The following is an 18,132-nucleotide window of genomic DNA, read 5'->3' on the forward strand; positions in this document are numbered from 1 at the left end:
TGATATATAAAACCTGTGGTCAAAGTGATATTAAATATTCGCTACCTGGTAATGATGGGAACACATAATACCTGCTCTATTTTAGCTCCTGGAGTTAAATAATTCTCTATACAAGGAAGATTTGCAAGCTCGTATCCAGATGTAGGAAGCCATTCAGTATATAAGCGCTGCCAAGCATTGACGTTATCGTTAGGGAAAACTACATATACAGAGGGAGGAAGAGTTAGTTCTTCCATATCGTTCGGTATATTTCCGTCATATCTACACCCCATAAGTAAATCAAAGGTATCCTCTTTAATTGCTGCATCTTTACCAAAGATACCAAGCAACCCTTCAAGTTGGCATTTTGGATTTTCCCAAGACATGTCTATCAGCTTTTGAAGAAACCCATTTGTTTGTGCTGTGGCCCACAATTGTGGAACAGTATTAAAAGCATCATCAGTTTTTACCGTTTCCCTTTTAACTGCAAAACGGAGGCTACAATCAATATTTTCAATTCGATACTCCATCTCAGAGACTCCTTTTATGGTAATCTGAAAGGACATGCGAGGATATGCTTTCAACTGAACATTGCTTTCACGAACGGAAGCAGGTGTAACGCCATGCAGTTGGCGAAAGGCTCTCGTAAATGCATCAGGGGAACTATATCCGTATTTCATAGAAATATCAGTAATCTTTGCACTATGTTTCTGTACTTCAAAAGCCGCCTTAGTAAGCCTTCTACGCCGAACATATTCAGCGAGAGTAACATTGGCTAAAGATGAGAACATTCGTGAAAAATGGAACTCGGAGCAGCAAGCAATTTTTGCAATATAAGAATAGTCAATTTCGTTATCAAGGTTACTTTCTATATAATCAATTGCTTTGTTAAATCTGTTTAACCAATCCATATACTCACCTGCCTTTCACTAATTACTATACAGCAGCTATCATTGAAATACCCTGCAATGCTTGCCTAAGTTTGCAGGAATATGCTATGTATTTGGAAACGATATTGATTAAGCCATAGAGGTGGAAATTATGAGTTTTGGAGAAAAAGATGCAGTACCCTTTGAATTCCTTGAGTTGGTTGGAGATGACGAGGCTTCATTGATTTGGGTGAATACAGCGAAGACCTATTATATTCAGGGTAAAAGTGGAGTAAATAAATATTTGAAAATCCAGGAAGCAGGACATGCTGAATCCTTAGAAAGACAAGCCCATAGGTTATTGTGGTTATACAATAAGTTACCTGTTCCGGAGGTTATTGATTTCGGTATGATCGGGAATTATGAGTATTTATTAACACTTGAATTGCCAGGCGTTCAAGCTTCCGATAAGCAGTATTCTTCAAATACAGAAGAGATAATCTCTTTATTGGCACAAGGTCTTCGGAGAATTCATGAAGTTTCAATTGAAGATTGTCCTTTTGATCATTCATTTGAACAGCTGATGAGCACTATTCAGTACAAGTTGAGTGGAGGGATTAAGTATGATTCGACGGAGCTGCACAGAAGATTTGGTGAGGAGAGTGTTGAAAAGTTGCTGCTTGAAGTCAACAATCATTCTCGGGGACTCAAAGAAGATTTAGTATTCACACATGGTGACTACAGCCTGCCAAACATCATCATTGCTGATGATTCTATAAGTGGATTTATTGATCTGGGGAACTGCGGGATTGCGGACCGTTATTATGATTTGGCAGTAGCGGAGAAGAGCATTATCAGAAACTTCGGCGAGCAATGGGTCAAGTTATTCTTTACATCCTATGGAGTTTCAGAGATTGATTATGCAAAAATAAGATTCTACCAAGTTGTAGAGCATCTGGTTTGGGCCTGATCAACAAGGTTATTATCTGTCTATATAGTATTTTAATTGAGTGGGCACAGGGAGGATACCGGGATGAGAATGCCAAGCGACAGCGAACTGACATTGCTATTCGAAGGAGATGGGCAACAGCTTGAGCAATTTACTTTTGCGTACAGCGTCATTGTAGATTGGCGAGAAGAGGACGAGGAGATCGTCAGGTTGTTCGGTAAACGGCTTCCAGATGAAACGGTTGAGGTGACATCAACGGACAAGGGACTGGACGTTACCTACAATGGACAACTGCATTCGATTGCGCTTACCTTTAGCGGACAAGACCGCTACATCACGATTCGCGGCTTTCAGGAGCTGATCCGGGACAAATACGAAATCCGGCTGTTTGAGGACTCATATTTTTCGGATACGCACGAATTTTTGATTTTACCGAAGCGGCAGTGGGAAGAGCTGGATGCCCGGTATCCGGCGCGGAGCAGGGAGATATTCCGTGTCATCGATGATGAGCTCGATTTTCCGTAACTTTTACAACTTGGAAGAAAACGGCCTCTGTCCGCATGGTTTGCGGCAAGGCCGTTTTTCGTTTTTCATACGCTAGCTTCAAATTGCTATTCTTGCCATACATTCATAGGGTCCCATGGCTTGATCAGATTGCCATATTTTTCGGCCAAAAAAGCTTTCATGTCTTCCAGCTTAGCAGGCACCTCGTTCCAGGCTGGAAGGGGGGATAACCCCCGTTTGCTTTTCAATAGGATATCCACGGTAACATACAAGCGTTCTGGCTGAATCCAATGAAGGAAGCGGGAAATATCAATTTGCTTGGTCAAGGACAAGGAATCAATTTCGTCATTGTAATGCTTGTTGAACTCGCTGATCAGGTTCAGGAGGTAGTCCCTCTGCTCCTTCACGAAGTCCAGGCCGCAGATGGCGCCATGTCCTGGAACAACGATTTCGGGTTTAATTTCATCAATAATGCGATCAAGCACTTTAACCCAATTGAGGGTTCCCTCTTCGCTGTATGCCGTACAACCGTTAAACACGACATCGCCGGCGAACAGCACTTTTTCTTTGGGCATCCACAGCAGCAAGTCACTGTCGGAGTGGGCCGGGGCTACGTTGTAAATCATGACTTCCGTATCGTCAAGCCGGATGCTGATATCGTCCTTGATCTGAATATTCGGGTATACCCATTCTACGCCCTCCAGGTCGAATCCTTCAAATTCTGCTGCAAAAAACCGCTCACCCGAAGTCGATTCCAGAGAATCCTTCCCTCTTCTGATGACGTTGTCCATCCAGCTGATATTCTCGGTGAGACGCTCTCTGGAGGCTTCCTTGTGCATAATAATGCAAGCATCTTCGAACACTTTGTTTCCCCAGGCATGATCACTGTTATAGTGCGAGTTCACCACATATGCGGGAGAGCCGCCGTTGCTTACTTCCTTATAAGCCTCCCGCATTTCCCGTGCATGGAACAAATCGAAAAACGTGTCATACACCAGCCCTTCACCCTTGTTGATGAACCCGGCATTGGCCCAACTGATACCGCGATACGGCGAAATACCGGCAAAGACGCCAGCTGCAACTTCAAAAAATTTGACGCGGGTTTTTTGGATAATACGTCCATACTTCATAAGAATTCTCCTTTGCGTATGTGCTTTTGGGATAAAGCATACTGATTATGCCTTTATTATAGAGAAGGGAAAACATAAATGCAAGCAAGTACTTGCACGCATTTACTCTATGTTTTATGATTGTAGCAGAACAACATCACACCACTATGTGGATGGAGGCACTGCCTATGCAAAACTTGTAGTAGAATAGGCTTAACATATGCAAAAGGGGAAATACAATGAATACTTCGGACAGAATCATTGAAGCCGCGACACGGCTCATCAGAAAGAAGGGCTATCAGGGAGTCAGCACCAAAGCCATTGCAACGGAAGCTAAAGTCAATGAATCTACGATTTTTCGGCAATTTGGAAGCAAGCAAGGCATATTGGAAGCCATCGTTGAAAGACATGCAGATATCCCGCAATTTGAGAAGCTGTTAAAAGAGGACGCAACCGATAATCCGGAAGTCGATCTGCTGAATGTAAGCCAGCAGTACCGTTTGTTCTTCCATAACAATGCGGACATCATTATGATTGGCATCCGTGACACAGGAATGCTTCCTGAATTGGACAGAGTGCTGGCTGATCCGCCAGTGAAGCTGCACTCCTTGCTGGTTGAATATTTTGAACGCCTGCAGAAGAAAAAAGTGATAGCTAGACAGGATGAGCGCCTTACCGCTATGTCTTTTCTCTCGATGTGTTACGGATTTCAGATGAGCGAGCTGATTCACCGGCAATATCAGTCCCAACTCATCACTGAGGAAGAGTTCTACAAGCACAGTGTCTCATTGTTTGTTAAAGGAATATTGTCTCAGTCATAAGCTTGGTGAGTACCATTTATTAAGGTTTCATGCTGTATATCAGTTACTTCAAAAAAATTTCAGGGTGAGTCAAAAACACTGACCGTAACTGTCAGTGTTTTTTTTGTATGCTTGTCGTGTGTAAGCCAATAATGGAATGGAGGAACAGGAAATGTTTACGAAAATTGAAGACTTTGCTGCGGAATGGACTAGCGAGGCGGAAATAACCGCTACTGTACTGGATGCACTTACGGATGATTCTCTTGGACAGGAGGTTATCGAAGGCCGGCGAACGCTTGGACAAATCGCTTGGCATCTGGTTCGATCGCTGCACTTCATGACATCTTTGGGACTCGCGTTCGAAGCTCCCTCTGGAGGCGAAGAAGCTCCGGATTCTGCTGCATTTATAGCTTCGGAGTATCGGCGGATCACCAAGAATGTGCTGAACGCGGTTCGAACGCAGTGGAATGACGAATCTTTGCGCGAGTCGGTCATGATTCAGGAGGAAGCTTGGCTGAACGGAAGTTCCCTTCGTTATACGATCATGCACCAAGCGCATCATCGCGGACAAATGACCGTGCTCATGCACCAGGCCGGACTTCGAGTGCCTGATGTTTACGGTCCGACTTACGATACTTGGGTCGAGAAAGGGATAGCGCCTTTAGTCTAAGCTCCTTTACAATGAAATAAACGGTCTAGGGAGTGAAGAACGGTTTGTCAAAAGCGGATAACATGCTGTCCATACTATGGTTGCTTCGTTCGGGAAAGCGGGTGACGGCGCAGCAGCTTGCGGACGATTTGGAGATTCATGTCCGCACCGTATACCGGTGCATTGATTCATTGTGCGCGAGCGGAGCCCCGATTATTGCCGATGCCGGTCCGAACGGCGGTTACCGGCTTCTCGGTGAATTCGTTGATTCTCCGCTGCTCTTCGATTCTGAAGAGCAGAAGGCGCTCGTACATGCATCCGTCTTCGCACGGGAAGCGGGCTATCCGTTCACGGATGCGCTTTCCCGGGCGGTCGATAAGCTGAAGCGATACACGAATGAAGAGCAGCTTGAGCGGATTAACAGACATAGCAGCGGGCTTGCTGTTATTCAGACACCCACGGACGCGAGAGAACTTGAATTGCTCAGACGGTTAGAGGAGGCCATAGCCCGGGGAGAGTCGCTGAACATGGACTATGCCAAAGGACCGGAGCTTACTCCAAGCCAGCGGGTCCTCGACCCCTACGGCATCGTGCATTGGAAAGGGATATGGTACGTTGCAGGGTTTTGCCGGTTGCGGCAAGAGATCCGAAGCTTCCGGGTGGATCGCATTATCCGTTTAGAGGCGGCGGATACCCGCTTCGAACGTCCGGCTGCCTTTTCCGCGAGGGATTTCCTCTTGCATTCTTTACTTCCGGATTCGCTCGAAGCCGAGACACTAGTCATCGTAAGGCTTCAGGGACACGAACACGCGCTTAACGAGCTATGCAAGCATTGGCTGTTTGGTCATGCGCTGATCGAACGCAGGCAGCCCGGCGAAGCTCTTTTTAAGCTGGGGGAACTGTCGCTAGAAACATATGTTCCGTACTTTCTTCTTCCGTATGGGAAGTCACTCAATATACTTGAGCCGCAAATACTAATCGATCGAATGGCTGAGGTCAGCCTCGAAATGTTTAAACACTACGAAGCGATGCAAATAAAATCAAAGGATAAGAAGGGATGAAGAGCGGATATGAGCAAATTTGCGATGTACGGAAAATTGACGGCCAGCCCCGGGAAACGGGATGAACTCGTATCATTATTGCTGGAAGCTTCGCGTAGCTTGAAGGATATGGCAGGCTGTGAGCTCTATATTATCAATGAATCCGTAGATGACCCCGATACGATCTGGGTCACTGAGCTGTGGAGCGATGCAGAGGCTCATGCCGGCTCTCTCAAGAACGAAGAAGTGTTGGCCGTCATTCAACGCGCACGCCCTTTAATCGCAGACGCAGAACAGGTTCGGCTTCGTCCCGTTGGCGGCAAGGGGTTAGACGAATAGAGAGTTGGGCCATAAAATCAACCGTCCGACGGGGCGTACTTACCTGCGTCCGGCTCGAATGCCGCTTCACCCGCCAGGTCCAGCTCTACGTGGGTAGTTCCGCGTTCGCCGGTCAGCACGATCATTCGCGACCCGACGAGGGGAACGCGGTCGGCGCTGGTGCGCATGTGTGCTGAGACAACACGAGGAGCACCGTCAACGATATAATTTACCTCAACCGTGAATATCGGGAAATGAAAGAGCCAACTGTTAGTAAAATTCACGGCGGTCAATGTCCCGGTGTATGACGCCCCCTCCACGCGGAGTCGCTCGATGTCCGCCTGACGCTGCCGGGCGTGGGTGATAGAGCCGGGCAACCGCAGGAGTGTGATGGCAGCCCAGAGGGCGAAGGCAGCCCCGACGACGGCGCCGAGCTCTTTCGGGATCGTCGTCGACGTCGCTATGGCCTCAAGATCGAAGGGTTGCGATGGATTGCTTGTTAGCGTCCAGAGCAGGAGGGCTCCCGCGGTTACGGTGAGTCCTCCTGTCACTCCTAGCGTCCCGAACAGACCAGCTATCCTGGTCTGTCCAAACTGCTGGGCCGCACTTGAATACAATCCGCTGGTTGCACCGATCGAGACGATGAGCAGCACCACGGAGACTCCCACGGTAACCGGATGACCGAGGAAAATGCTGATCGCCGTTGTCGGTGCCAGGCCGAGCAGGGCACCGAATGGCACGGAGCCTGTTAGTGCCCACAGAACAGCGGATGCGAGCAACCACGGCAGTACTGGAGCCACTCGTCCTATGCGGCGTCCAGGCTGAAGCGTAGTCATCCGTCCGTTCCTGTCTGTGGTGGAGAACAATGGCAGCATCACAATATGCTCTTGCTGCCCTAGCTTTTGCTGACCCTCCGCAGTACCCCTCATCAATATCGCCCTCCCGAAGAAGATGTTATTTTTGTACTCAGCCATACATATCTTCACCCTCAATACTTCATATCTATATTTTCAACATTTTAGTGAATATAGTGTTTTAAAGCAGGAAATAATTGTTGGTATAGAAAGGGCGGGGATAATATGTTAAAAGAAATAGGCTTATTAACCGTTGCAGTGACTATTATTTTTTCAGTTGAAACTCCTGTTAACACTAACTTTTCAACAAATAACGTAAAATCCGTAGAATCAGAAAAAAACGTAGAATCCGTAGAATCAAAAATCGCAAAAGGGGATTCTAGTCAATTCTATACACCTCATGGCATGTTTGTGCGGGCAGAGGAACAAAGTATCTTTAAGGAATCGGAGATAGCAAGAAAAATAGATGAAATCGGGCCTAATACGAATCAACTAATTTTTGAAGGCGCGTTTTTTTTAAAAGTAGATGAAGCAGAATTTCATAAAAATTATCCCAATTCGTTGCTCTTAGGTAAAACCTTAAATGATGAAAATCTGACTGATACAGATGTTCCATCAAGTTCATCAAAATAGTAAGTTCATTTCATAAAGAAGGAGCCATTGTTTTCGACAATGACTCCTTCTTCGCTTTTATGTCACGGAGCCAGCGTCACCGGTACGGTTAGAGACCTTGCACGCTTACGTCCCATATTTAGAATGTTCGCAGACTGTATTATTACCTGCGGTGATCCCCTCTCTTTTAAGATGATTATCGCCCGCATCACACATTTCTTTTAATAAGGGAAGCAATGTCCGGCCATAGTCTGTTATTGTGTATTCTACTTTAATGGGAACCTCGTCTGCATATACCGCCCGATGAACTAATCCATCCTGTTGCAGTTGCTTTAATTGTTCGTTTAAAACTTTATGTGAGACGCCTTCACAAATCTTGAGTAAGTCTTTTGTACGCTTTTGCTCATATCCCAGTTGATACAGGATAATGCTTTTCCATTTACCACTAATGATATTTTGTACCACATCAAATCCTGTATTTATTTTATTCATGATATCCTCCTTACTTCGAAGTAACCTAATGACTACAAAGTGCAGTATTTTCAATTGCAGACGCTCCAGATAAGATGATTATAGCAAATCTAAGCTATGGGGGGCGTTAAAGTGAGTGTGCAGGATATTATTTTACACAGGAAATCAGTCAGACACTATGATCCAAACTATGCGATTGAAAGAAAGGAAATACTTGATTCGATCGAACTGGCAGCCAAATCACCAAACGGAAATAACATTCAGAGTACACGCTATTTAATCATTGAAGATAAGGAGTTACGCGCTAAAGTTAAACCCATTGCATATCACCAGGAGCAGGTTGAAACCTCCAGTTATTTGATTTTGATTCTAGGGGATTACCATGCTTTTCATGCTGAGAATATCCAAGCTATTCAAGAGCAGGCTTTGGAGAAAGGTTATTTTACACAAGAGACGAAAACGTATTTAACAAATGCAGCCATTGGTTATTATCGAGACATGTCTAATCAGGAGTATTTAAAAGAGTTGGTCCGCGATGGCAGTCTGGCTGCAATGAGCTTGGTCCTTATTTTGAACGAAAAAGGCTACCAAACCATCACGATGTCAGGTTATGATAAAGCTGCCCTTTTTGCAGAGCTCGAAATTCCCCGGCACTATGAAGACATTATGTTATTAAGTGTGGGCAGAGGGATTCAAGAAGGACATTCCACTGTAAGACATGATGTTGAGGATATAACGTTTATAGATCGGGTAACCTCGTGATTTTATAAGGAAATAAGCCTGGAGTGACTAGAACATGATGAATTTATATGGAGCAGAGCATCACTTGATGGTGGTGTCCGATTCGATTGATGCGGAAGAGCACCGGCATTCTTTTGTACAGGTGACGATCTCCTTAACGGGTGAATTTGACATGGAGGTAGCGGGGCAAAGCTTGCGTTGTCCAGGGATCGTTATCAATTCAAGTGTCATTCACCGGTTAAAAGAAGCGGGACATCCGCTAATTCTTCTTCTGATCGACAGCGCCTCTGACATGGCGGCAAGCTTTAGCCGGATGCTGGAGGGGCAGCAGTTCCATGTGTTCCCGCATGAAGTGATGAGGAGCATTCGTGCATTGGTGCAAAAGGAGTACGCCGGCATTAAGGACCCGGACAGCTATCGTTCTTTTCTGGGACAACTCTTGAGGTTATTGGGTGTAGAGCAGGTGAATCCCGCTATTGTTGATCCGAGAATCAAAGAGTTTATTCAGCTCCTCAAAGATTGCACGCATTTCTTACATTACAAGGAAACATTCCGCAAATTCTAAAACGCTACTGACATTACTCTGCCAGTAGCGTTGTTTAATTGAACCCTCTCTCTTTTTCTTAACCAACATGCGCCACAGCCCGCACCTCTACCCACTGTTCCGGGAATGCCAGGTAAGTCACCCCGATCATGCTCCCCGCCGGCCGGTGCACTCCGACATACTTTTTGAACAGTCCGATCGCGGCTTCCCCGTGCTCCTGTGCATTCGTCAGATACAGCTCCACGTAAGCCAGATTATCCTTGGTCGCTCCGAACTCTTGTAACACGGTATCCAAATTCTTCAGCGTCTGTGTCATCTGTGCCTGAATATCGCCTGCTCCAACGAAGCTGCCCTCCGCATCATGGGAGAACTGTCCCGAGATATACAGGGTGTTGTCGACAAGGTACCCCTGCGAAATCCCGTGATCCCAGAGGGTATGGTTGTACGTTCGAATGGTTGTCATTGCTTTAGCCCCTTTACTTCAAAGTAAAGCTATTATAGACTGAGCAAAAATAAAGGGATAGTACGCACAAAGAAGTGGGCTACTATCCGAAAGGATAGCGTGAACATGGGCATTTCTGATCTGAAGGGCAAGGAGACGGTGATCCAAGACACGCCGTTCGGTTATACGATGTCGGTGATCGGCGGGAAATGGAAGATGGCGATTCTGTATCTGCTGTCCGCCAAACCGTCGATTCGATTCAATGAGATGCAGAGACAGCTCGGAGCGGTGACGTACAAGGTTCTCAGCGCGCAGCTTAAGGAATTGGAGGCTGACGGGCTGGTGAAGCGCGTGGAGTATCCGCAGATTCCGCCCAAAGTGGAGTATTCGCTGACACCGAAAGGGCAGACCCTGCTGCCTGTGTTGGAGCAGCTATGCGAGTGGGGAGCACAGAATCGGTAAGGTTCATACATTCACATTAGCGCCAAAAGGTAATTTCCTCGCTACTCAAGCGCACGGATTCATGACCCTCATCTTTGGCCTTGCCGATGGATAGGATCATGACCGGAACATACCTGTGGTCGTCCAGATCAAAGGCGCTAACGATCTGGTCGCGTTCAAAGCCCGCCATCGGATTAGTGTCATACCCATGGGCACGGGCGACCAGCATCAGTTGCATCGCGAATAAACTTGCATCGATTTTGGCAATTTCGATCTTTAATTCTCTAGGGATTTGCGGATACATGCCCAGAATTTGCGTGACCTGCTTGTCGCGTATGTCTTTGGGCATCTTTCCTTGCTCCACAGCCGTATCATAGATTTTCTCTACATATAAATCGCTCTGCGTATCTCCCAGAATGATGAGCATCGCCGCAGAGGTATCATTTTGCCGTGTATTGAACTGGACTAGAGGCCGAAGCTTGTCTTTCCCTTCAGGGGAATGAACCACGATTATGCGCCAGGGTTGCATATTCGCGGAAGAGGGAGCCAAGCTTGCTTCTTGAATCATAGCGTGCATTTCTTCCTCCGAAATTTTGATGCTCTCATCGTACTGTCGTATGGAACGGCGGCCGGTCAGAATGTTGACAAAATCATTATTTTGAATAGATTCCAGCATAAATGCACTCCTTCTGAGGTAACCCATTATTTTGACAGTATCGCTGTCCCGGGTTATCATATTTTTATTTTGAACTATGAACCTTGGTTTATAGCAAATATAAATTAATGATTTATTTAGAAGGAGCAGAGTATGAAAGCAAATGAAGTCTCCAGGCTGACGAATCTACCCATATCCACCTTGCGATTCTATGAACGCAAACAGTTGATCCCTGAGCAGTTCATATCAAGGGATGAGAATAATTACCGTGTATACGATGAAGGAGTGGTCACCTATTTGCATGATGTGAGAATGCTACTCACTTTAGGTTTAACGATCCAGGACATAGTTTTACTTATCAATGAGAGCTCGTATATTAAGAAGGAAGCATTGGTAAAGGAGAAAATCAAAGAAATCCAGGAGTTAGAAGCCAAGTTGAATGCATCCCAAAAGTTTTTAGGTGATTTGCTAGAGGGCAGAGCGCATTTTCAGACCGGATGTGAATCTCAATAATAGTTTCGTTACCCATGTTAGGATCTACAGAGGTAGTTATCCGATCACTTCATAATGGAGGTTGTAAAATGGCTTTTCCAACGCATATTGTGTCGGCAGGCGGAATTGTAGAAGATGGGAAGGGAAATATCCTATTAGTAAAAGCCCATGATGATGGCTGGGTGTATCCTGGCGGGATAACTGAAATTGGAGAGAACCTTATCGATGGCGTGATACGTGAAATCAAAGAGGAAAGCGGAATAGACGATGGGTGGCCAAGGAGAACGTTCTGGATTTCATTACCCTGCCCCCCATCCGCTTACGGTATGAAGCTTATTTGAACTTTAACGGCTCTGTAAATTTCATAGAGTACGCCACCACAACAACGTCCGAATGTAGCGTCAAGCTACAAAGAAAGGTTTGAGGCGCTTAAGAGTGAATTTTGACCGGAGATCGGAATGAAATCTATACAGATATTTTTCCATTTCAGCCGTAGATTATTCCGTCGGTATGCCGTCCGAAGACTGACTTCGCATCGAGAACGATAATATAGCCGGAAGGAGTGCGATGGCAACGCCCATTGCGCCAGCCACGCCGATTGACTGTAAGGAAAGACTCTCCACCACAAGACCGCCAATGGCAGCTCCGGCAGCAATCCCCAACTGGATGAAGGAGGTATTCAAGCTCAGAAGAATGCCCGCTGCGCTTGGTGCCAGGCTAATCATATAGACTTGTTGAATGGGACCCGTAGACCAAGCGAAAAACGACCATAACAGCAGCAGCGGAAAGACAGCGATAGACGTATGGGCAAAGAGGGTCATAAGGATCAGAATACCCGCGTGGATAATCAAGCTTCCATTCAGCGTACGCGGAATACCTAATTTATCTGCACCAAATCCTCCAGCCTGGGCGCCCAGCAAGCTTGCTATGCCGAATGAAAATAGCGCGATGCTCACCATCCCATTGCTCATGCCCGTAATGTCCAACAGAAATGGTGTAATAAACGTGTAAACGATCGTATAACCGACCATCCAAAAGAAGCTAATCGACAAGGTTAGTAATAGCTGCGGTCTTTTCAACAGGGCGAGTTGTTCTTTGAGAGGCACATTTGCTTCTCCCTGCGACTTGGGCAATGCCATTAAAATGACCAGCATGGCGATAAAACTAAGAGCGCCGATTCCATAAAAAATGATTTTCCAGTCGTAGGTGCTGGCGATGACTCTTCCCAGAGGAACACCTAAAATAAGCGATAGATTAAATCCCATCATGATGGTTGCTATGGCAGTGCCTTGTTTTCCAGGCCCGGCAATTTGAGCAGAAACCGTTAGGGCAACCACGGTGAAGACACCTGTACTAAGCGCTAAGATCACTCTCGCACCAACAAGCATGGGATAGCCCGTCGAGAACACCGTAATTAAATTCCCTATAAAAAACAGCGCCAAAGCAGCCAGCATAAGTGTTCTCCGGCTTAGTTTGGAGGTAGCCGCAATGAGAATCGGAGTACCCACTGCGTATGATATGGAATAGACCGAAATGAGTTGGCCGGCCGCAGCAATAGTTACGCCTACATCTTTGGACACCAGATCCAATATCCCGGCGATTACAAATTCCGAGGTTCCCACTAAAAAACTGATAATCGCTAAAATATAAACTTTCCAAGATTTAATCATTTGATTGTTCCCCTTTCAGATTCTTGAGCTGGTTTCTTGCGGTTTTTCTATAATTCTAAAAATATAGAAATGTTATTTAAAAAAATTTACGCCAGTAAATATGGCGCAAACTTCTTTGCCACTTCTTGATCAACGCTGTAGTGAATAAATGAACCGTTCTTTTGCGCCTGGATTAAACCCGATTCCGTCAGTTGCTTGAGATGATGGGATAACGTTGAACCGGCTACATGTCCAAGCTGTTCACTGATCGCGGTAACGCATTGATTCTCTTGCTTAATTAGCATTAAGGCTATTTTAAGCCGTGTAGGCTCACCTAGAGCCTTATATACTTTGACAGCTTGCACCAGATCACGATCGACATCAGCCATTATATTCTCCCTTCCACCATCATTTCTATATTTGTGGAATTATAGAAATGATATTACCACCTAAATGCTGCGATGTAAAGTGAAAATGTAGCCGGGTGCATTTATCTTAAATCCTCCACAAAATAACAAATGTTCTTATTGGGATAATACAAAATAACTAATCGGTCGCCGTCATCGTATCCTATACAGAGAACCCTCAGGCATACGAACCTGGTTTTTTCTACAAACGGGAGCTTCCCTGCATACGGAAACTGCTGAAACTTACGGATATGAACCATATCCACACCATTGTGGTGGAGACTCATCCCACACCATCACTTTCCAACAAGGAGTAAAAATTATCGCGGTCTTCATCATCAAATTTGCCAAGCGCCTGTACCCTGACAAATTGATGTCCGCCATATATATCGATCTCCTCACCATTACTATTGTAGAGCGCGATCCTATGACCATCCCGATCTCGTTCCATATACCCGTAACAATCTGCCTCAGGCTCTTCGCCGTTAAAGAGTACGGGACGTGATTAGAGGAGTACTATAACGTGCCGGTTAACACAACGGAGCCCTTTATAGTTTTATATCCCAAGTATTTCCTCCCTGTGTTAATATTATTGAGACAGCACGAGCCATTAAATGGATTGGAGTGGTTGAAAGTGAATCAATTTCTGCAAATGGGAGCAAATACAACTTTAAGTGCCGCAAAAGGTAGCATTACGATTAGCCACGAAATCTCTACTCTGGTAGACGTTTCTTTAACAGCCTTCCTCTTAACGGATTCGGATAAGGTACAAGGAGATAGCGGAATCATCTTTTATAATCAGCCCACAAGTTCCACGGGTGTAGCCACGCTTCAACCATCCGAGCAAGTGGGTAATACCAAAGTTCATAAGCTTAATTTCGACATGGATAAGGTCCCTGAAGGTATAACCAAAATAGCTGTAACTCTGACAGAGGATAACAGTACGGGATTTGCGAATGTGAAGAATCTGGCAGCAGAGATATGTATACAGAATACGGTTATTCAATTATCACCATCCAGCTTCACGAACGAGAATGGAATTGTAGTGCTTGAATTATATCTAAGGAACGGTCAGACCAAGGTAAAATCAATCTGGCGCGGATTTGATTCCGGGCTTGAAGGGTTATGCAAAAACTATGGTGTTGAGGTTGAAGCTGAGGCTGATGAGCCCATTGAGCATTCTGAACCTAAGATTATTCAAAAGCCTGTATCAAAGGAACCTGGTTCGGCTATGTCCATCAACCTTGAGAAGGTAAAGGGTAAGATCAATCTCGATAAAGGGCAGAAGCCGGTTATCATTGAGAAAACACCAGAAATTACGGCTACGGTATCTTGGGAGACTGGAACGGATTATGACATTTATGCTTTAGTCTATACAAAGGATGGAAAGCAGATTGATGTAGCTATGTTTGGTGCAACGGGAACACCTCCCCTCAAAAATTATGGTAAAGGGACAGTTGAGCATATGGGCGATGTGGGGAGAGGTAAAAAATCAAAGAAGACAGAGGTCATAAAGTTAAGACTAAGAGATGATGTTCTTGCGGTTGTTCCTGTAGTTTATTCAGCGCAATCCAATGGAACCGGTTCATTTTACAGATATAAGGTGTCCATGAGTATAGATAATCATAATGGAACCTCAGTTACGATCTCCGCCAAGAATGCAAATAATAATGATACGATCTATACCTGTGTACCCGGGATACTTCATAATACGCCAAATGGCGTAATTATTAGTCCGCTAGAGCTTTACAGCAGACCAAATTCAGAGTATAGGCCGATTCTTAAGGTAGGGGACTCCAATATGGTAGAAGTGATAATGGATCAAGGACCTTTAAATGATTATAAATAGGTTATCGAGAAAAGCTATGACCAATCATGCTTTTTTCATATAACATGCATTCCTTGCCCTCATGCTATACTCATTACACTATAGAATTGTAAGGAGAAATAGCGATGACGATACCTTTTCGCAATGACCATGTAGGCAGCTTTCTGCGTCCGGCAAACTTAAGCCAGGCCCGTGAACAATATAAGGCAGGCAACATCACATATGATGCATTAAGAGCAGTGGAAGATCAAGAGATTATCCGGATTATTGAGCAGCAGAAGGAGAATGGCGTATTCGCAGTGACGGATGGGGAATTCCGCAGAAGCTGGTGGCATTTTGACTTTCTGGGCGGCCTAGACGGCGTAGAGCTGTATGAGGAGATCGACGGGCCCAAGTTCCATAATATGCAGACCCGTAAGGGTGGCATTCGTGTGGTGGGTAAGGTGGATTTCTCGAGCCATCCCTTTGTGGAGCATTTTGAGTTTTTGCTGAAGCATGCAGGTGACGCCGTAGCGAAACAAACCATTCCAAGCCCCAACATGCTGATCTATCGGCTGGAGCCTGGGGCCAATAGTTATAACGACCGGGAGCAATTCCTTCAAGATACGATTGTGGCGTACCAAAAAGCCATTCAAGCGTTCTATGATGCCGGATGCCGGTACCTGCAACTGGATGATACAGCATGGGCAGACCTTTTCTCAGCAGCGGGTCACGATAAGCTGCGGGCAAAGGGTCTGGAACCGGCGGAAGAGCTCAAGATCATGCAGCGCATGATTAACGAAACCTTGGCTCATAAACCGGCAGACTTAGTTGTGACGATGCACATTTGCCGGGGGAACTATAAATCCAACTACTTCTCAAGCGGCGGTTATGATTACGCTTCTGAGGTCATATTTGGAGGCTTGAATGTAGATGGCTTATTCCTGGAATTTGACGATGAGCGTTCAGGCAGCTTCGAGCCACTGAAATATGTGAACCGGCCGGATTTGAAAATCGTGCTGGGTCTGCTCACATCCAAAACAGGCGAACTAGAAGATAAAGAGTACATTAAAGCCCGGATTGCCGAAGCAGCAACCTATGTGCCCCTTGAGCAGCTGTGCTTGAGCCCGCAATGCGGGTTCTCCTCTACAGAGGAAGGCAATATTCTAACGGAAGAACAACAGTGGCGTAAGCTTCGTTATGTGAAGGAAATTGCCGAAGAAGTGTGGAAGGCAGACCAAGAGACCGTTATTGTGGAGGCCTTCATTAATGGTCACCATGTACCCTCCCTTTCGCAGTCAGCCAAAGAGAATCCGGCGAACCCGGCTGAAATCGTAGGCTATTTCCCTGTCACTACGAAGGAACAAGCGGTGGAAGCGATTGAAGCGGCGGCAGAAGCTTTTAAAATATGGAAGAAGACCTCGATTGATGAACGTATTACCCGGATGCGTAAGGCAATAGAGAAGATTAGAGCAGCGGAGAATGAAATTGTCCATCTGCTGTCCAGAGAGCATGGCAAGCCCCTCTATGATGCCCATGGTGAGATTTATGTCTCGTTAATGTGGATGGAGTTCGCTTGTAATGAAGCTGCATCCGTTCTACAGGAAGAGGTCCAGGAGCATGACCATGGTACAACCATCCTGTCCTATGATCCAATGGGTGTGGTGGCAGCGATCAGTCCATGGAACTATCCGATTGCGTTATCTACGATTAAAATTGCGCCTGCCTTACTTGCGGGTAATACGATTGTGCTCAAACCGAGTCCATTTGCACCGCTGGCGGCGGCGAAGGTGGCAGAGCTGATCGCGGGTGAGTTCCCGGCGGGTGTCATCAATGTCGTTCATGGGGATGCGGATGTAGGCGTTGAACTGACCAGCAATCCGCTTGTCGCCAAAATCGCCTTCACAGGCGGGACTGCAACGGCCAAGCATATTATCAAAGCAGCTGCAGATACGATCAAGGATATGACGCTGGAGCTGGGCGGTAATGATGCGGCGATCTTCCTGGATAGCTTTGATGTTCAAGATGAGCGGGCCATGCGCCGGATTGTTATCTCTAACTTCCTGACGACAGGCCAGATTTGTATGATTGCCAAGCGTGTCTATGTACACCGTTCTATCTATGATGCTTTTGTTGAGAAATATATCGAGGCGGCCAACCGCTGGATTCGCATTGGTGATCCCTTTGACGCCAATACGACAGTAGGTCCGGTGAATAACCTGAAGCAGAAGAATTATGTGCAGGGTCTGATTGAAGATGCGCAGAGGCGCGGGGCTAAGATCATTCCTCTCGGCCAAATTCTGGATCAGGAGCGGTTTGAACAAGGTTATTACCTGCAGCCTACGCTTGTTCTGGACTGCGATTACCATGATCCGATTGTGGTGGAGGAGCAGTTTGGTCCTACCGTTCCGATTCTGCCCTTTGATGATGTGGAGCAGGTGATTCATCTGCACAATGAGAGCATCTATGGATTGACGAGCTCGGTGTGGGGGCAAGAAGATGAGGCCATCTTGGTCGCACGTCAGCTCGAAGCGGGAACGACCATGATCAACACGGCTGCTGTGCAGGGGCTCGATGTCCGGTTCCCTTTTGGTGGCTTCAAGCAGTCCGGTATCGGCCGTGAATACGGCGCAGAGGGCATCCGCACGTATACAGAGCAGCATGTGATCAACGTTCCGAAGACACTGGATCTTCCTTATATCCCGGAGTAAAAAAGAAAAAAATGTAAACACCTTCAAGAGAATGAACTCTGTCGTAAGATAGAGAGATCCTTGGAGGTGTTTTTTGCGTTGGCAACTAG

The 18,132-nt window shown here is 46.1% G+C and carries 22 protein-coding genes and 2 pseudogenes; 15 read left to right on the forward strand and 9 right to left on the reverse strand.

Features of this window, described 5'->3' with window-relative positions:
* Positions 1-41: 41 nt before the first annotated feature.
* A complete protein-coding gene (locus MKY96_RS29255; RefSeq protein ID WP_340945928.1) occupies positions 42-890 on the reverse strand; it encodes an AraC family transcriptional regulator in 849 nt (282 codons plus the stop codon).
* A 130-nt stretch (positions 891-1,020) separates the two neighbouring features.
* Between MKY96_RS29255 and MKY96_RS29260 the strand changes: the two genes are divergently transcribed.
* Together MKY96_RS29260 and MKY96_RS29265 are read left to right on the forward strand one after the other, a co-directional pair.
* Positions 1,021-1,818 carry an APH(3') family aminoglycoside O-phosphotransferase gene (locus tag MKY96_RS29260; RefSeq protein ID WP_340945929.1) on the forward strand — a complete coding sequence of 266 codons (798 nt, stop codon included), beginning with the start codon at positions 1,021-1,023 and terminating at the stop codon, positions 1,816-1,818.
* A gap of 63 nt (positions 1,819-1,881) precedes the next feature.
* Positions 1,882-2,322, forward strand: a complete 441-nt coding sequence (locus MKY96_RS29265) for a hypothetical protein (RefSeq protein WP_340945932.1) — start codon at positions 1,882-1,884, stop codon at positions 2,320-2,322.
* 86 nt (positions 2,323-2,408) lie between these two features.
* Here MKY96_RS29265 and MKY96_RS29270 read toward each other — a convergent pair whose 3' ends face one another.
* A complete protein-coding gene (locus MKY96_RS29270) occupies positions 2,409-3,431 on the reverse strand; it encodes an MBL fold metallo-hydrolase (protein ID WP_340945935.1) in 1,023 nt (340 codons plus the stop codon).
* Positions 3,432-3,649: 218 nt separating this feature from the next.
* On the opposite strand from MKY96_RS29270, the gene MKY96_RS29275 reads away from it, so the two are divergent.
* From MKY96_RS29275 to MKY96_RS29290, 4 genes are all read left to right on the forward strand, one after another.
* Positions 3,650-4,231 carry a TetR/AcrR family transcriptional regulator gene (locus tag MKY96_RS29275; protein WP_340945938.1) on the forward strand — a complete coding sequence of 194 codons (582 nt, stop codon included), beginning with the start codon at positions 3,650-3,652 and terminating at the stop codon, positions 4,229-4,231.
* Between the two features lie 151 nt (positions 4,232-4,382).
* Positions 4,383-4,880: a DinB family protein gene (locus MKY96_RS29280; RefSeq protein WP_340945941.1), complete on the forward strand. Its 498-nt coding sequence runs from the start codon at positions 4,383-4,385 to the stop codon at positions 4,878-4,880.
* A gap of 44 nt (positions 4,881-4,924) precedes the next feature.
* Positions 4,925-5,920: a helix-turn-helix transcriptional regulator gene (locus MKY96_RS29285; protein WP_340945944.1), complete on the forward strand. Its 996-nt coding sequence runs from the start codon at positions 4,925-4,927 to the stop codon at positions 5,918-5,920.
* Between the two features lie 24 nt (positions 5,921-5,944).
* Positions 5,945-6,238: a putative quinol monooxygenase gene (locus MKY96_RS29290; protein ID WP_340945948.1), complete on the forward strand. Its 294-nt coding sequence runs from the start codon at positions 5,945-5,947 to the stop codon at positions 6,236-6,238.
* A 17-nt stretch (positions 6,239-6,255) separates the two neighbouring features.
* Here the strand turns inward: MKY96_RS29290 and MKY96_RS29295 are convergent, their stop codons facing one another.
* The gene (locus MKY96_RS29295; protein WP_340945951.1) at positions 6,256-7,191 is read right to left on the reverse strand and encodes a hypothetical protein; all 936 of its coding nucleotides are present in this window, start codon (positions 7,189-7,191) and stop codon (positions 6,256-6,258) included.
* A 105-nt stretch (positions 7,192-7,296) separates the two neighbouring features.
* Here MKY96_RS29295 and MKY96_RS29300 point away from each other — a divergent pair, with 105 nt between their 5' ends.
* Positions 7,297-7,704 carry a hypothetical protein gene (locus MKY96_RS29300; protein ID WP_340945954.1) on the forward strand — a complete coding sequence of 136 codons (408 nt, stop codon included), beginning with the start codon at positions 7,297-7,299 and terminating at the stop codon, positions 7,702-7,704.
* A 105-nt stretch (positions 7,705-7,809) separates the two neighbouring features.
* Here MKY96_RS29300 and MKY96_RS29305 read toward each other — a convergent pair whose 3' ends face one another.
* Positions 7,810-8,175: a winged helix-turn-helix transcriptional regulator gene (locus MKY96_RS29305; protein ID WP_340945956.1), complete on the reverse strand. Its 366-nt coding sequence runs from the start codon at positions 8,173-8,175 to the stop codon at positions 7,810-7,812.
* 96 nt (positions 8,176-8,271) lie between these two features.
* Between MKY96_RS29305 and MKY96_RS29310 the strand changes: the two genes are divergently transcribed.
* Both MKY96_RS29310 and MKY96_RS29315 read left to right on the forward strand, forming a co-directional pair.
* Positions 8,272-8,916 carry a nitroreductase family protein gene (locus MKY96_RS29310; protein WP_340945957.1) on the forward strand — a complete coding sequence of 215 codons (645 nt, stop codon included), beginning with the start codon at positions 8,272-8,274 and terminating at the stop codon, positions 8,914-8,916.
* Positions 8,917-8,950: 34 nt separating this feature from the next.
* Positions 8,951-9,460, forward strand: coding sequence for a hypothetical protein (locus tag MKY96_RS29315; protein ID WP_340945959.1), 510 nt, complete (start codon positions 8,951-8,953; stop codon positions 9,458-9,460).
* 58 nt (positions 9,461-9,518) lie between these two features.
* On the opposite strand, the gene MKY96_RS29320 is transcribed toward MKY96_RS29315, so the two are convergent.
* Positions 9,519-9,902, reverse strand: a complete 384-nt coding sequence (locus MKY96_RS29320; RefSeq protein ID WP_340945964.1) for a RidA family protein — start codon at positions 9,900-9,902, stop codon at positions 9,519-9,521.
* A gap of 105 nt (positions 9,903-10,007) precedes the next feature.
* On the opposite strand from MKY96_RS29320, the gene MKY96_RS29325 reads away from it, so the two are divergent.
* Positions 10,008-10,343 (forward strand): winged helix-turn-helix transcriptional regulator, encoded by a 336-nt coding sequence (locus MKY96_RS29325; RefSeq protein WP_076085712.1) that lies wholly within the window; start codon positions 10,008-10,010, stop codon positions 10,341-10,343.
* A gap of 16 nt (positions 10,344-10,359) precedes the next feature.
* On the opposite strand, the gene MKY96_RS29330 is transcribed toward MKY96_RS29325, so the two are convergent.
* Positions 10,360-10,998 carry a nitroreductase family protein gene (locus MKY96_RS29330; RefSeq protein ID WP_340945966.1) on the reverse strand — a complete coding sequence of 213 codons (639 nt, stop codon included), beginning with the start codon at positions 10,996-10,998 and terminating at the stop codon, positions 10,360-10,362.
* Between the two features lie 132 nt (positions 10,999-11,130).
* Between MKY96_RS29330 and MKY96_RS29335 the strand changes: the two genes are divergently transcribed.
* Both MKY96_RS29335 and MKY96_RS29340 read left to right on the forward strand, forming a co-directional pair.
* The gene (locus MKY96_RS29335; protein ID WP_340945969.1) at positions 11,131-11,490 is read left to right on the forward strand and encodes a helix-turn-helix domain-containing protein; all 360 of its coding nucleotides are present in this window, start codon (positions 11,131-11,133) and stop codon (positions 11,488-11,490) included.
* A 68-nt stretch (positions 11,491-11,558) separates the two neighbouring features.
* Positions 11,559-11,810, forward strand: a complete 252-nt coding sequence (locus MKY96_RS29340) for an NUDIX hydrolase (protein ID WP_340945970.1) — start codon at positions 11,559-11,561, stop codon at positions 11,808-11,810.
* Positions 11,811-11,966: 156 nt separating this feature from the next.
* On the opposite strand, the gene MKY96_RS29345 is transcribed toward MKY96_RS29340, so the two are convergent.
* From MKY96_RS29345 to MKY96_RS29355, 3 genes and pseudogenes are all read right to left on the reverse strand, one after another.
* Positions 11,967-13,139 carry an MFS transporter gene (locus MKY96_RS29345; RefSeq protein WP_340945973.1) on the reverse strand — a complete coding sequence of 391 codons (1,173 nt, stop codon included), beginning with the start codon at positions 13,137-13,139 and terminating at the stop codon, positions 11,967-11,969.
* An 86-nt stretch (positions 13,140-13,225) separates the two neighbouring features.
* The gene (locus tag MKY96_RS29350) at positions 13,226-13,507 is read right to left on the reverse strand and encodes an ArsR/SmtB family transcription factor (protein WP_340945975.1); all 282 of its coding nucleotides are present in this window, start codon (positions 13,505-13,507) and stop codon (positions 13,226-13,228) included.
* Between the two features lie 301 nt (positions 13,508-13,808).
* Positions 13,809-14,027, reverse strand: a pseudogene (locus MKY96_RS29355) (hypothetical protein); the annotation flags it as partial.
* Positions 14,028-14,159: 132 nt separating this feature from the next.
* Here MKY96_RS29355 and MKY96_RS29360 point away from each other — a divergent pair.
* The 3 genes and pseudogenes from MKY96_RS29360 (at position 14,160) to MKY96_RS29370 (ending at position 18,043) form a co-directional block, all read left to right on the forward strand.
* On the forward strand, positions 14,160-15,374 hold the full coding sequence (locus tag MKY96_RS29360; protein ID WP_340946792.1) for a TerD family protein: 1,215 nt from the start codon (positions 14,160-14,162) through the stop codon (positions 15,372-15,374).
* A 104-nt stretch (positions 15,375-15,478) separates the two neighbouring features.
* A pseudogene (locus MKY96_RS29365) lies at positions 15,479-16,564 on the forward strand (5-methyltetrahydropteroyltriglutamate--homocysteine S-methyltransferase); the annotation flags it as partial.
* The gene (locus MKY96_RS29370) at positions 16,556-18,043 is read left to right on the forward strand and encodes an aldehyde dehydrogenase family protein (RefSeq protein WP_340946793.1); all 1,488 of its coding nucleotides are present in this window, start codon (positions 16,556-16,558) and stop codon (positions 18,041-18,043) included. The pseudogene MKY96_RS29365 and the gene MKY96_RS29370, both read left to right, overlap by 9 nt.
* The last annotated feature ends 89 nt before the right edge of the window (positions 18,044-18,132 follow it).

The sequence above is a fragment of the Paenibacillus sp. FSL R7-0302 genome, from assembly GCF_038006885.1.
GTDB lineage: Bacteria > Bacillota > Bacilli > Paenibacillales > Paenibacillaceae > Paenibacillus_AQ.

Bases quoted from the DNA above. Each gene is read 5' to 3' on its own strand.
- MKY96_RS29255 (WP_340945928.1), bottom strand. From the start codon at position 890: ATGGATTGGTTAAACAGATTTAACAAAGCAATTGATTATATAGAAAGT.
- MKY96_RS29260 (WP_340945929.1), top strand. From the start codon at position 1,021: ATGAGTTTTGGAGAAAAAGATGCAGTACCCTTTGAATTCCTTGAGTTG.
- MKY96_RS29265 (WP_340945932.1), top strand. From the start codon at position 1,882: ATGAGAATGCCAAGCGACAGCGAACTGACATTGCTATTCGAAGGAGAT.
- MKY96_RS29270 (WP_340945935.1), bottom strand. From the start codon at position 3,431: ATGAAGTATGGACGTATTATCCAAAAAACCCGCGTCAAATTTTTTGAA.
- MKY96_RS29275 (WP_340945938.1), top strand. From the start codon at position 3,650: ATGAATACTTCGGACAGAATCATTGAAGCCGCGACACGGCTCATCAGA.
- MKY96_RS29280 (WP_340945941.1), top strand. From the start codon at position 4,383: ATGTTTACGAAAATTGAAGACTTTGCTGCGGAATGGACTAGCGAGGCG.
- MKY96_RS29290 (WP_340945948.1), top strand. From the start codon at position 5,945: ATGTACGGAAAATTGACGGCCAGCCCCGGGAAACGGGATGAACTCGTA.
- MKY96_RS29295 (WP_340945951.1), bottom strand. From the start codon at position 7,191: ATGGCTGAGTACAAAAATAACATCTTCTTCGGGAGGGCGATATTGATG.
- MKY96_RS29300 (WP_340945954.1), top strand. From the start codon at position 7,297: ATGTTAAAAGAAATAGGCTTATTAACCGTTGCAGTGACTATTATTTTT.
- MKY96_RS29305 (WP_340945956.1), bottom strand. From the start codon at position 8,175: ATGAATAAAATAAATACAGGATTTGATGTGGTACAAAATATCATTAGT.
- MKY96_RS29310 (WP_340945957.1), top strand. From the start codon at position 8,272: ATGGGGGGCGTTAAAGTGAGTGTGCAGGATATTATTTTACACAGGAAA.
- MKY96_RS29315 (WP_340945959.1), top strand. From the start codon at position 8,951: ATGATGAATTTATATGGAGCAGAGCATCACTTGATGGTGGTGTCCGAT.
- MKY96_RS29320 (WP_340945964.1), bottom strand. From the start codon at position 9,902: ATGACAACCATTCGAACGTACAACCATACCCTCTGGGATCACGGGATT.
- MKY96_RS29325 (WP_076085712.1), top strand. From the start codon at position 10,008: ATGGGCATTTCTGATCTGAAGGGCAAGGAGACGGTGATCCAAGACACG.
- MKY96_RS29330 (WP_340945966.1), bottom strand. From the start codon at position 10,998: ATGCTGGAATCTATTCAAAATAATGATTTTGTCAACATTCTGACCGGC.
- MKY96_RS29335 (WP_340945969.1), top strand. From the start codon at position 11,131: ATGAAAGCAAATGAAGTCTCCAGGCTGACGAATCTACCCATATCCACC.
- MKY96_RS29340 (WP_340945970.1), top strand. From the start codon at position 11,559: ATGGCTTTTCCAACGCATATTGTGTCGGCAGGCGGAATTGTAGAAGAT.
- MKY96_RS29345 (WP_340945973.1), bottom strand. From the start codon at position 13,139: ATGATTAAATCTTGGAAAGTTTATATTTTAGCGATTATCAGTTTTTTA.
- MKY96_RS29350 (WP_340945975.1), bottom strand. From the start codon at position 13,507: ATGGCTGATGTCGATCGTGATCTGGTGCAAGCTGTCAAAGTATATAAG.